Genomic DNA, 12,232 nt, shown 5'->3' on the forward strand with positions numbered 1-12,232 from the left:
TCGGAATGTCGCGCTTCACGGAGAAGGGATGCCCATGCACGAGGACCCGATGCGAGGCTATGACGAGGACGGGTACGCGATCTTCGAGAACGTGCTGGACCCCGCGCTGATCGCCGAGGCGGACCAGCACGTCCGGTGGTTGCAGCGGCGGTATCCCGAGCGGAGCGGCGAGGATCTGTCCACGGAGCTGGTCGCCAAGGACCCGTTCTGGGTCCGGCTCGTGTCCGATGATCGGCTGCTCGACGTGGCCGAGCGGTTCATCGGCCCCGACATCGCGCTGTTCGCGTCCGCCTACATCTCCAAGCCGCCCTACACGGGCAAGGCCGTTCTCTGGCACCAGGACGGCGCGTTCTGGCCGCTCGATCCGATGCGCGTGGTGACGCTGTGGCTGGCCGTCGACCGCTCGACGCCGGAGAACGGCTGTCTGCGCGTCATCCCCGGCAGTCACAAGGAGGACCTGCACGAGGTCCGCGAGCGCGAGGACGCCGGGGCCGTCTTCGGCGTGGAGAGCGCGGCCGGCGTCGACGAGTCGCGGGCCGTGGACCTGGTCCTCGAACCCGGCGACGTCGAGGTCCACCACCCGAACATCATGCACGGCAGCAACGCCAACGACTCGCCCTACCGGCGCTGCGGGCTGACCATCCGGTACATCCCGACCTCGACCAGGATCACCGAGGAGCCGTCGCCGTGGCCGTCCGCGCTGCTGCTGCGCGGCGAGCCGGGTGTGAACGAGTACCAACCGCGGCCCGCCTACGTCCCCGGGGAGCACTTCGCCTTCAGCGGCGCGGAGAACTGGAGCTGATGGGCGCCCGCAGGCACCGGCCGTCCCGGAACTGGGGCGCTCGCGTCCACGAGACCGCCTGGGCCGGCATCGACGCGGTGGTGCTGGAGAACGAGCTGCTGCGGGTGACCGTCCTCGCGGGCAAGGGCGGCGACGTCGCGGAGTTCTGCTACAAGCCGCGCGACATGGACTTCGTGTGGCTGTCGCCGGACGGGCCGCGCGACCCGCGCGACGTGGCCGGGGGAGCGGCCGACGACACCGCCCTGTTCCTCGACTCCTACGAGGGCGGCTGGCAGGAGGTGCTGCCGAACGGCGGCGCGCCCAGCACCTACCGGGGCGCCGCGTTCGCGCAGCACGGCGAGGTGGCGGGGCTGCCGTGGGACGTCGCCGTCGTGGCCGACGACGCCGGGGAGGTGGCGGCCCGGCTGACCGTGCGGGCGCGGCGGATGCCGCTGCGGGTGGCCAAGACGTTCCGGCTGCGGTCCGGCGAGGCGGAGTTGGTCGTCGAGGAGGAGCTGGTCAACGAGTCGGGGGTGCCGCTGGACGCGATGTGGGGGCACCACATCGTGTTCGGCGCGCCCTTCCTGCGTCCCGGGCACCGGATCAGGCTGCCGGACGGCGCCCGGGTCGTCCCGCACGAGACGGCGATCGCGCCGGGCGGGCGGCGGGTCCGGGCCGGCGGGCCGTACGCGTGGCCGCACGTGCCGGCGGACGGGGGCGGGACCGTCGACCTCGGTGTCGTCCCGGACCGTGGTGCGCCGAGCGACATCGTCTACGTCACCGGCCTGGAGGAGGGGCGCTACGAGGTCGTCGACCCGGACGGCCTCGGCATGCGGGTGCGCTGGGACGTGGCCGTCCTGCCGCACCTGTGGCTGTGGCAGGAGCTCGGCGCGACCAGCGGGCATCCGTGGTGGGGCCGCGCCTACGTGGTGGGCCTGGAGCCGTTCGCCGGGTATCCGACGGACGGGCTGGCCGCCGCGGCGGCCAACGGGAGCGCGCTCAGGCTCGGACCGCATGCCCGGCGGAGCCTGTGGCTGCGCGCGGGGGTCATCGGAGGGGAGCTATGACGGAGTTCGAAGGCAAGGTCGCGGTGGTGACCGGCGGGTCCCTCGGGATCGGCCGGGCCGTGGTGGAACGGCTCGCACGCGATGGGGCCTCGGTCGTGTTCTGCGGGCTTGGTGACGTTGGGCGGGCGGAGCGTGAACTGCGCGCGGACGGTCTGGAGGTCGCCGGGACCGTCGCCGACGTGACGGCCGCGGCGGCGATGGACGGGCTGGTCGCGGACGCCGTGTCCCGGTACGGGGGCCTCGACGTGCTGGTGACGTGCGCGGGCGTGCAGCGGTACGGGACGGTCGAGGAGACGTCCGAGGAGCTGTGGGACGAGGTGCTCGGCGTCAACGTGAAGGGCGTCTTCCTCGCCTGCCGCGCGGCGGTGCCCGAGCTGCGCCGGAGGGGCGGCGGGACGATCGTCACGATGTCGTCGGTGCAGGCGTTCGTGTCCCAGGACCGGGTCGCCGCCTACAGCGCGAGCAAGGCCGCGATCAACGCGCTGACGCGGGCGATGGCGCTCGACCACGCCGCCGACGGCATCCGCGCGAACGTGGTCTGCCCGGGGTCGGTGGACACGCCGATGCTGCGCTGGGCCGCCGACCTGTTCCGCGGGGAGAAGGGGCAGGACGCGCAGGTCGAGGAATGGGGGCGGGCCCATCCGCTGGGGCGCGTCGCGACGGCGGACGAGGTCGCGGAGGTGGTGGCGTTCCTCGCCGGGCCGCGGTCGTCCTTCGTGACCGGCGCCGAGCACCGCGTGGACGGGGGCCTGCTGGCGCGGAACCCGGCCGCACTTCCCGAGACCTAGACCGGAAAAGATCTAGACAACAAGTCATTTGATGACTCATGATGTGGGACGCACGAGCCCCGTGCGAACCGCCCACCCCATCCGTCAGGTTCGCCGCGTGCTCGCGGAGGTTTCCATGCAGGAGTCCCGTCCCTCGTCAACCGAACGGCCCTCTCGCCTTCACGCCCGGAGGTGGTCGCGCGCCGCCGCCCTCGCTTCCGCGCTGCTCCTCGCCGCCCCCGCCGTCCCGGCGGCGGCCGACACCCACGGGCACGGCCCCAGCTATGGCGCCGGCCATGAAAAGGCCCGGGGCAAGGGCCACGCGGCCGAGGCGGACGCGCCCACCTGTTCCGGGCACGCCCCGCCGACGTTCGGCACCGCCACGCAGAACGCCGCGCTCAACGGCAAGTTCACGTCCTACGGCAACAGCAACGCCCTCCTCGACGACTGGACCGGCGCCGACACCACGTACTCGCTGAAGCTGTCGGACGGGCGCATCGTCTACGCCTACTCCGACACCTTCCTCGGCCGGGTCAACGCCGACGGCTCCCGCCCGGTCGTGATCGAGGAGGGCGGGACGACCCCGTTCCTCAACAACTCGTTCGTCGTCCAGGGGACGGGCGGCGCGCTCACCACCGTGCACGGCGGGACGGCAGCCGCCCCGAAGGCGGTCATGCCGCCCGCGCAGGCGGCCCACTGGTACTGGGCGGGCGACCTCACCCAGAGCGGCTCGGAGGTGCAGCAGCTCTACCGCGAGTACTACGACCCGGACCCGAACAACGGCACCGGGTGGGACATGAAGTTCAAGGACAACGTCCTCGCCCGCTTCTCCGCCGGCAACCTGTCCGCGCCGACCCAGGTGAAGGCGATGCCGTCGGCGTCCGGCGTCCAGTGGGGGTCGGCGCTGCTCCGGGACGGCGGCCACACCTACATCTACGGCACCGAGGACTACACCGATCCCGACACGCAGGTGAACACCAAGTACCTGCACATCGCCCGCGTGGACGGCACCGACCTGCGCGGGGCGTGGGAGTACCGGACGGCCGGCGGCTGGTCCACCTCGGAGATGGCCTCGGCGCGGCTGATGAGCGGCGTGTCGAACGAGTTCAGCGTCGCCAGGCGCGGCTCGCACTACGTGATGGTCAACCAGGACGCGAGCATCGCGTTCGGCGCCGAGATCGACGTCCTGCTGTCGTGCTCGGCGGACGGCCCGTTCACCGGTGAGCAGACCGTCTACCGGACGCCCGAGACCGGGCCGTTCGGCTCCTACGGCGACCCGGACGTCTTCACCTACAACGCGCACCAGCACGCGTCGCTGTCGTCCGGCGGCAACCTGGTGATCTCGTACAACGTCAACAGCCTGGACGCCACCAAGGGCCCGGCGAACGACAACTACCGCGACGTGACCATCTACCGGGCGCGTTACATCAACCTCCCGGTCTCCGGCTGACGGGGAGGCCCTGAAGCAGCGGAATCGCCGTTCCGTCCACGGCGGTACCGCTTCCCACGCGCCCCCGGGACCTCCCGCCCGGGGGCGCGTCCCCGTCCACGACACAGCGTCCACGACAGCAGGAGGTCCGGACCATGACCCTGGACGCCGAACTGGCCGCCGCGGTCGCCGGCATGCCCTACGTCGGCCTGGAGGATCCGCTCAAGGCGCGCGCCGCCATGCGCGACCTGGTCTCCGCCCTGTCCCGTCCGGCCGACGACGACGGCGTGCACATCCAGGACAGGACGATCCCGGGGCCGCCCGGTGCGCCGCCGGTCCCGGTGCGCGTGTACCGGCCGCGTGAGGCGTCCGGTCCCGTGCCCGTGCTCGTCTACTTCCACGGCGGCGGGTTCGTCACCGGGTCCCTCGACAACGAGCACGAGCGGTGCGTGACGTTCGCCGCAGAGGACGGCATCGCGGTCGTGTCCGCCGGCTACCGGCTCGCGCCCGAGCATCCGTTCCCGGCGGGGTTCGACGACTGCTACGCGGCCACGGTGTGGGCGCACGAGCACGCGGGCGAGTTCGGCGGCGACCCGGAGCGCGTCGCGGTGGGCGGCGGCAGCGCGGGCGGCGCGCTGGCCGCGGCCGTGGCGCTGCGGGCGCGGGACGAGGGCGGCCCCCCGCTCGTCTTCCAGATGCTGCTCTACCCCGTCCTGGACGACCGGATGGACACCCCGTCGATGCGGACGTTCACCCGGCCGCCGCTGTTCAACCGCACCGACGTCGAGCACATGTGGCGCCACTACCTGGGCGGCCGGACGGCCGTCCCGGCCTACGCGGCGCCCGCGCGGGCCGAGGACCTGTCGGGCCTGCCGCGGGCCTACGTGCTGGTGCCCGAGTACGACCCGCTGCGGGACGAGGGGCTCACCCACGCGCACCGCCTGATCGGCGCGGGCGTCCCCACTGAGCTTCACCATGTGCCGGGCGCCTGCCACGGTTTCGACGGCATCATGTCGGCGCGGCTGGGACGGCTCGCGTTCGAGGAGGAGCGCGCCGTCCTGCGGAGATGTCTCACCGGAGGCTGGACAGCCCAGTCGCTAAGTGATTAGATGACTTTACTTCTTGGCGGAACGAGGTGTCGATGTCCCAGGATGTGGCCCGGCCGAGCCTGGCGGACGCGCTCACGGAGCGGATGCTGGAGCTGATCAGGTCGGACGGCCTGCGCCCCGGCGACCGGCTGCCGTCGGCGCGCGAGCTGTCGCAGCGCTTCGCGGTGACCACCCCGACGCTGCGCGAGGCCCTGCGCCGGCTGGAGGCGACCGGGGCGATCCAGCTCCGGCACGGCTCCGGGATCTACGTGGGCGCCGACCTCGAACGGGTGGTGATCCCCAACCCCAACGTCGGGGAGCTGGAGGCCGACCGGCTGCTCCAGCTGCTGGACGCCCGGCTGCTCATCGAGCCGCCGCTGGCCGGCCGCGCCGCCCGGCTGTCCGGCCCCGCCGACGTCGACCTGCTCCGCGCCATCCTCGACCGGGCGGGCGCGGACCTCGGCGACGCGCAGGGGGCGCAGGCGCGCGACGCCGAGGCGCGCCTGCACAAGACCAACATGACCTTCCACCGCGAGGTCGCCGGGGTCGCGGGCAACTCCGTCCTCTGCGAGGTCATCGACTCGCTGCTGACCGTGCACGCGTCCGAGCAGCGCGAGATACAGCGGATCTTCGACGACCGCGTCCGCGACTTCGAGGAGCACACCGCGATCCTCGCCGCCATCGAGGCGGGCGCCGAGGAGGAGGCCGAGTCCCTCATGCGGTCGCACCTCGCCGACATCAAACACGTGATCGAGCAGCGGCTCACCTGAGCCGAGCCGCCCCCCCGCCGCCCGGCCACAGGCCGCGCGGCCGGTTCACCCTTTTCCCCGACCCAGCCGATTCCTGATCCTCGACATCCTTCGACATCCTTCGACACCCCGATCGGGCGACGACGCCCGATGAAGGAGGCCACCATGGTGCCGTCCACGCGACTGCGGGCGACCGCGCTCACCGTGAGCGCGCTGCTGCTCGCCGCCGGCTGCGGGTCCGGCGACTCCGGCGGGAGCAAGTCCGAGCTCAAGCTGTACAACGACAAGGGCGCCTGGAAGCCCTTCTTCGAGCAGATGGCCGCCCTCGGCAAGCAGCAGACCGGGCTCGGCATGACGCCCGTCGGCTACACCGACGAGCCGACCTACACGGCGTTCATCAAGACCTCGTTCCGCACCAAGGTCAAGCCCGACCTGTTCACCTGGACGACCGGCGGGCGCCTTGAGGAGATCGTCAAGCAGAACCAGGTCGCCGAGACCACCGCGATCTGGCGGGACGCCATCAAGAGCGGCGACCTCACCGAGGACCTGAAGACCTACTACACGGTCGGCGGCAAGCAGTACTGCGTCCCGCTGAACACCGCGTACTGGGGGATGTTCTACAACAAGAAGATCTTCGCCGAGTACGACCTGAAGCCGCCGACGACGTGGGCGGAGCTGGAGAAGACCGCGCAGACGCTGAAGTCGAAGGGCCAGGTGCCCTTCCACCAGACGACGCCGACGTCGCTGTTCTCCTTCGCCTGGTTCGAGCAGATCCTCGCCGGCACCGACCCCGACCTGTACGAGCGGCTGTCGAAGGGCCAGGCGTCCTACACCGACCCCGGCGTCGTGAAGGTCATGGAGCGCTGGAAGTCGATGATCGACGCCGGCTACTTCACCGAGCCGGGCGACAAGGCCGACCCCGCCGACCACTTCAAGTCGGGCAAGGCCGCCATGGTCATCAACGGCACGTGGTTCAACACGAGCATGACCCAGCGCGGCCTCAAGCAGGGCGAGGACTACGGGTTCTTCTTCATCCCCAACGTGAACCCGGCACTGCCGAAGCGGTCGCTGGTGTTCGAGAGCGGCCCGCTGTGCTCGCTGCGCAAGGCGCCCGACCCGGACGCCAGCACCAAGTACCTCAAGTGGTGGATCACGCCCACCGCGCAGGAGAAGTGGGCGAACGCCCGCGGCGACGTGTCCGGCAACCCGAAGGTGAAGGTCGCCGACCCCGAGCTGGACAAGGTCACCAAGGAGGCCGCGTCGGGCGGGAACCGGCTCGTCCTGCGCTACTTCGAGGCCGCGCCGGCGCCCGTCCTCACCGAGGCGCTCAGCGGGTTCGACAAGTTCCTCAACAAGCCGGAGACCTACATGGACGTCCTCAAGACCATCCAGAAGGCGAACGAGGACTACTGGAAGAACCACAAGGCCGGAAGCTGACCCCTCCATGTCGCACAAGGCCACTGCCGAACGTCCGAGGCTCACGGTGGTGAAGGCCTCGGGCACCGGTCGCCGCGGCGGGCGCGGCGACCGGCCCGGGAAGGCGTTCGCCCTGCACGGCCGGTTCCGGCACGTCTACGTCTCGCCGGCGGTGCTGTTCGTCGCCGTCCTGCTCTACCTGCCGTTCCTGTGGACGGCGTACCTGAGCTTCACCAGCTACGACGGGCTCGCGTCCCCCGAGTTCACGGGGCTGGACAACTACCGGCGCCTCATCGAGGACGACGCGCTCGTCACGTCGATCCGCAACACGCTGCTGTGGGTCGTCGGCACCGTCGTGCTGCCGGTGGGGCTCGGGCTGCTCGTCGCCGTTCTGTCCTACGACCTCAAGGGCGGTGCCTGGTTCCGGCTGCCGTTCCTGCTGCCGTACGCGATGTCGGGCGCCGGCCTCGGCGTGATCTGGGGCTTCATCCTGCAGCCGGACGGGATGGCGAACCAGATCCTCACGTTCCTCGGGATGCCCGGCGGCGACACCGCGTTCCTCCAGGACGGCCCGCGCAACACCATCGCCATGATCGTCGTGTGGGCGTGGCAGCAGCTCGGCGTCAACATGCTGCTGTTCGTCGTCGGCCTGCAGTCGATCCCGAGGGGCCCGATCGAGGCCGCCCGCATCGACGGCGCGTCCGGATGGGCGATGTTCCGGCACGTCATCTGGCCGCTGATGCGCCCGATCACCACGGTCGTGCTCGGCCTCGCGCTCGTCGCCGGGCTGAAGAACTTCGACATCGTGTGGGTGATGACGCAGGGCGGGCCCGGCCGGTCGTCCGAGACCCTCGCCGTGACCATGTACCGGGACGTCTTCGTCGCCAACGAGTACGGCTACGGCTCGGCGGTCGCGGTGCTGCTCACCACGATCACCGGCCTGGCGTCGTACGTGTACCTGCGGCGGCAAGTCGGCAGGGAGGAGGCCCGGTGAACCGGCTGACGCTCAACGCCAGACGGCTCGTGCTGGCGGTGCTGGGGGTCGTGTGGCTGTTCCCCACGTACCTGATCGTCGCGAACGCGCTGCGCCCGGCCGGCGACTACGACCCGTCGGACGCCGTGAAGCCGCCGTCCTCGATCGGCCTGTTCGGCAACATCGCCGAGGCGTGGGACCGGACGGCCGTCGGCGACACGCTGCTCAGCACCCTGCTCTACAGCGTCGTCTCGCCCGCGCTCGCCGTCCTCATGGGCGCGCTCGCCGGATACGCGATCGTGGTGCTGCGGCTCAGGCACGGCTTCGCCTGGTTCATCGTGATCTTCGCCGGGACCGTCGTGCCGTTCCAGATGCTGCTCGTCCCGCTGTTCGTCGGCTACAGCAAGGTGTCGCTCTACGACAACCAGCTCGGGCTGATCGTCGTCTACTCGGCGATCAACGTGCCGCTGGCGGCGCTGGTGATGCGCAACTTCTTCGGCAACGTCGCCGTGTCGATCTTCGAGGCGGCGCGGCTGGACGGCGCGTCCACGTTCCGGATCTTCTGGCGGATCTACCTGCCGCTGTCGGCGGCGGCCCTCGCCGCCGTGTTCATCCTGGAGTTCACCTTCGTCTGGAACGACCTGCTGTTCGGCCTGACGCTCTCCCAGTCGGAGACCGTCCGGCCGGTGTGGGCCGAGCTGTCCGCGCTGACCACCGACGTCTACGCCGGAACCCCCGTTCCGATCGCCCTGGCGGCCGGCCTGGTCGTCTCGCTCCCGACCGTCGTCCTGTTCCTCGCCACCCAACGCCTGTTCACCCGCGGCCTCACCCTCGCCCAGTTCTGACGCTCCCCACAGAAAGAGCACCCATTAGAAATGACGAGTCGTCTGCTTCAGGCGAGCCTCGGTTCGCCCGACTATGACGGGATCCGCGCCGCGCTGCGCGAGGACACGTCCGCCGAGGTGCTCGCCGTGCGCGGGCTGTCCGTCCGCGCCGCCGTGCTGCCGCTGTTCAAGCGGGACGGGGACGGCGCGCTGCGGCAGGCCGTCCGGCTGACCCTGTCCGGCGGCGGGCGGGTCGACGTCGCCCTCAAGGACGGCGACGCCGTGCTGGCGTCCGCGACGGGGGAGGGCGAGACGCTGACGCTGCTCGTCCCCGAGGTGGACGGGACGCGCCGCGTCACCCTGGAGGTCCGGGACGCGGACGGCCTCGTCGGCGCCGCCCCCCTCGACATCACCCCGCAGCGCAAGTGGAACGTCTTCGTCGTCCACCACTCGCACCTCGACATCGGCTACACCGACACGCAGGGCACCGTCCTGCGCCACCACCTCGACTACCTGGACGCGGCGCTGCGGCTGGCGCGGGAGACCGACGGGTGGCCGGACGACGCGCGGTTCCGCTGGTCGGTCGAGTCGTCGATGCCGGCGCTGCGCTGGCTCGCGACCCGTTCCGACGACCAGGTCGCCGAGTTCACCGAGCGGGTCCGGGCGGGGAACATCGAGGTCACCGCGTTCCCGATGCAGCTGCACACGGAGGCGTGCTCGACGGAGGAGCTGTACCGGCAGCTCCGCTTCGTCGAGGACCTGCGGCACAAGTACGGCATCGAGGTCCGGTCCGCCATGCACACCGACATCCCCGGCGCGGTCGCCGGGACGGTCGACGCCCTCAACGCGGCAGGCGTTCGGTACCTCGCCGCCGCGCACAACTGGGCGGGGCGGTCCGTCCCGTACATCACGGGTGGCGACCGGCTCGCCCGGCCCTTCCGCTGGCGGTCCCCGGGCGGCGGCGAGCTGCTGGTCTGGTTCACCGACACCCCCCACGGCATGGCCTACATGGAGGGCAACACCGTCGGCCTCGTCGACGGCTATGACCTCGCCGAGGACCTGCTGCCCCGCTACCTCGGCTCCCTCGCCGACCGCCCCTACCCCTACGGGCCCGGCACCTTCGGCTGGTACGCCGCGCCCGGCCAGGTCGGCGCCGCCAAGGACCCCGACTTCCTGGACGCCGTCCACCTGCGCGTCCAGGGCGCCCACGCCGACAACGCCGGGCCGTCCATCGTCCCCGCCGACATCGCGCACCGGTGGAACGCGACATGGGCCTACCCGCGGCTGCGGATGGCCACCAACGCCGACTTCTTCGACTACGTCGAGGAGCACCACGGCGACCGGCTCCAGGTCCACGAGGGCGACTGGACCGACTGGTGGGCCGACGGCCTCGGCTCCGGCGCCCGCCCGCTCGGCTACGTCCGGCGGGCGCAGAACATCCTGCGGTCCGCCGAGACCCTGCACGCCCTCGCCGACGAGCGCGGCGGCGACCGGACCGGCGCGCCGGAGGCCATCGACCACGCCTACGACCTGGCCGCCCTGTTCGACGAGCACACCTGGGGCGCCGCCAACCCGTGGGAGGACGCCGAGGAGGGCACCGACTCGGGCGGCCTCCAGTGGACCCGCAAGTCCCAGGTCGGCTACCAGGCCCACGACGACGCGCTCGACCTGCTCCAGGCCGGCGCGCGGCGGCTCGGCGACACCTTCGGAGCGGCACCGGACGCGCTCGCCTCCTTCCTCGTCGTCAACCCGGGCACGGCCGCCCGCACCGACGTCGCCCGCGCGTTCCTGCCCCGCGACGTCGTCGCCGTGGACGTCCCGATCACGCTCGTGGACGCCCGCACCGGCGAGCCCGTCCCGCACCGCGAGGAGGAGGTCGACCCCGACGAGTGGCCGACCCGCCCCATCGGCCGCCACCTGGAGGCGGTGCTGCCGGACGTCCCCGGCCACGGGCACGTCCGCGTCGACGTCGTCCGATCGGCGGAGCGGGCGCCCGAGCCCGTCGACCTCGGCATCGAGGGGACGATCGAGAACGAGTTCTACCGCGTGACCTACGACCTCAAGGAAGGCCACATCGGCTCGGTCTTCGACAAGACGACCGGCCGCGAGCTCGTGAACGCCGACGCCGCCGCCGGGTTCGGCCAGTACGTCTACGACCGGTACGCGACCGCGCCGCACTTCAACCACATGTCCGGGCACATGCTCGTCCACGACAAGACGATGCTCGGCGACCGGGCCATCGCCACCCACGCGACGGTCACCAGGTGCGAGCGCACCCCGGCCGGTGAACGCCTCGTCGTCGAACTGCACGGCAAGGGCGTCGACTGGCTGCGCACCACGATCGACCTGTACGCGGGCGTGCCGCGTGTGGACGTCCGCTACCAGCTCGGCAAGCAGCCGACCGCGGTCAAGGAGGCGGTGTTCTTCGCGTTCCCGTTCGCCGTGGACGGGCCGCCCGCAGCCTGGGAGCTCACCGGCGGCGTCGGCGGCACCGCCGTCCCGAGCGTGCCGGGATCGGCCGAGCACATGCGGCCCATCCGGCACTGGGTCGCGTTCGAGGACCCCGACATCACCGTCGCGTGGGCGACGCTGGAGGCGCCGCTCGTCCAGTTCGGCTCCATCCACATGCCCTACGCGCCGTTCCCGCCGACCCTCGACAACGAGGACGGCACCGTCTACTCCTGGGCCCTGAACAACATCTGGGACACCAACTTCCCGTCCCAGCAGCAGGGCGAGACCACCTTCCGGTACGCGTTCGCGTCGGCGGCCGCCGGGTCCGGCCGCCGGCTCGGCGCCCGCACCGCCGCCGGCCTCACCGACCCGTTCGTCGCCACCCTCGCCACCGGCACCGCGTCCCCGGCCGCGTCCGGGACGTTCCTGCGCGTCGATGACCCGGACGTCCTCGTCACCTCCGTCGGGCGCGCCCGCGACGGCGACGGCCTGGCCGTCCGGCTCCAGTCGCTCGCGTCCGGCGCGGTCGAGACGGACCTGCACATGCCCGGCGTGACCAGCGCGCGGCTGAGCGGCGGCCTGGAGCGCGACCCGGCGGACCTGCCCGTCCGGGACGGCACGATGACGGTACGGCTGCCCGCGTGCGGCGTCGCCACCGTCACGGTTCGGCGTTGACCACGGATCGGG

10 protein-coding genes are annotated in these 12,232 nt (G+C 71.8%); all 10 read left to right on the top strand.

What is annotated here, in order from left to right:
* The first annotated feature begins 28 nt into the window (after nt 1–28).
* The 10 genes from K8Z49_RS41230 to K8Z49_RS41275 all read left to right on the top strand — a co-directional run bounded on the left by K8Z49_RS41230 (nt 29) and on the right by K8Z49_RS41275 (nt 12,220).
* The gene (locus K8Z49_RS41230) at nt 29–802 is read left to right on the top strand and encodes a phytanoyl-CoA dioxygenase family protein (protein WP_181663322.1); all 774 of its coding nucleotides are present in this window, start codon (nt 29–31) and stop codon (nt 800–802) included.
* A complete protein-coding gene (locus K8Z49_RS41235; RefSeq protein ID WP_075022146.1) occupies nt 802–1,848 on the top strand; it encodes a DUF4432 family protein in 1,047 nt (348 codons plus the stop codon). The genes K8Z49_RS41230 and K8Z49_RS41235 overlap by 1 nt, the downstream gene beginning before the upstream one ends.
* On the top strand, nt 1,845–2,636 hold the full coding sequence (locus K8Z49_RS41240) for an SDR family NAD(P)-dependent oxidoreductase (protein WP_075022145.1): 792 nt from the start codon (nt 1,845–1,847) through the stop codon (nt 2,634–2,636). The genes K8Z49_RS41235 and K8Z49_RS41240 overlap by 4 nt, the downstream gene beginning before the upstream one ends.
* Before the next feature lie 115 nt (nt 2,637–2,751).
* On the top strand, nt 2,752–4,065 hold the full coding sequence (locus tag K8Z49_RS41245) for a DUF4185 domain-containing protein (protein ID WP_412516734.1): 1,314 nt from the start codon (nt 2,752–2,754) through the stop codon (nt 4,063–4,065).
* A 134-nt stretch (nt 4,066–4,199) separates the two neighbouring features.
* Nucleotides 4,200–5,153 (top strand): alpha/beta hydrolase, encoded by a 954-nt coding sequence (locus tag K8Z49_RS41250; RefSeq protein WP_063747770.1) that lies wholly within the window; start codon nt 4,200–4,202, stop codon nt 5,151–5,153.
* Nucleotides 5,154–5,185: 32 nt separating this feature from the next.
* A complete protein-coding gene (locus K8Z49_RS41255) occupies nt 5,186–5,902 on the top strand; it encodes a FadR/GntR family transcriptional regulator (RefSeq protein WP_021596973.1) in 717 nt (238 codons plus the stop codon).
* 144 nt (nt 5,903–6,046) lie between these two features.
* On the top strand, nt 6,047–7,318 hold the full coding sequence (locus tag K8Z49_RS41260) for an ABC transporter substrate-binding protein (protein ID WP_111832300.1): 1,272 nt from the start codon (nt 6,047–6,049) through the stop codon (nt 7,316–7,318).
* A gap of 49 nt (nt 7,319–7,367) precedes the next feature.
* Nucleotides 7,368–8,291, top strand: coding sequence for a carbohydrate ABC transporter permease (locus tag K8Z49_RS41265; protein ID WP_244938694.1), 924 nt, complete (start codon nt 7,368–7,370; stop codon nt 8,289–8,291).
* On the top strand, nt 8,288–9,115 hold the full coding sequence (locus K8Z49_RS41270; protein ID WP_021596970.1) for a carbohydrate ABC transporter permease: 828 nt from the start codon (nt 8,288–8,290) through the stop codon (nt 9,113–9,115). Before K8Z49_RS41265 ends, K8Z49_RS41270 begins: the two co-directional genes overlap by 4 nt.
* Before the next feature lie 30 nt (nt 9,116–9,145).
* Nucleotides 9,146–12,220, top strand: coding sequence for a glycoside hydrolase family 38 C-terminal domain-containing protein (locus K8Z49_RS41275; RefSeq protein ID WP_412516735.1), 3,075 nt, complete (start codon nt 9,146–9,148; stop codon nt 12,218–12,220).
* The last annotated feature ends 12 nt before the right edge of the window (nt 12,221–12,232 follow it).

Source organism: Actinomadura madurae (assembly GCF_047130825.1).
In the GTDB taxonomy this organism is placed as follows: Bacteria; Actinomycetota; Actinomycetes; order Streptosporangiales; family Streptosporangiaceae; genus Spirillospora; species Spirillospora madurae.

What these genes read in the sequence shown, in the direction of transcription:
- K8Z49_RS41230 (WP_181663322.1), top strand. Translation starts at nt 29, where the DNA reads ATGCCCATGCACGAGGACCCGATGCGAGGCTATGACGAGGACGGGTAC.
- K8Z49_RS41235 (WP_075022146.1), top strand. Translation starts at nt 802, where the DNA reads ATGGGCGCCCGCAGGCACCGGCCGTCCCGGAACTGGGGCGCTCGCGTC.
- K8Z49_RS41240 (WP_075022145.1), top strand. Translation starts at nt 1,845, where the DNA reads ATGACGGAGTTCGAAGGCAAGGTCGCGGTGGTGACCGGCGGGTCCCTC.
- K8Z49_RS41245 (WP_412516734.1), top strand. Translation starts at nt 2,752, where the DNA reads ATGCAGGAGTCCCGTCCCTCGTCAACCGAACGGCCCTCTCGCCTTCAC.
- K8Z49_RS41250 (WP_063747770.1), top strand. Translation starts at nt 4,200, where the DNA reads ATGACCCTGGACGCCGAACTGGCCGCCGCGGTCGCCGGCATGCCCTAC.
- K8Z49_RS41255 (WP_021596973.1), top strand. Translation starts at nt 5,186, where the DNA reads ATGTCCCAGGATGTGGCCCGGCCGAGCCTGGCGGACGCGCTCACGGAG.
- K8Z49_RS41260 (WP_111832300.1), top strand. Translation starts at nt 6,047, where the DNA reads ATGGTGCCGTCCACGCGACTGCGGGCGACCGCGCTCACCGTGAGCGCG.
- K8Z49_RS41275 (WP_412516735.1), top strand. Translation starts at nt 9,146, where the DNA reads ATGACGAGTCGTCTGCTTCAGGCGAGCCTCGGTTCGCCCGACTATGAC.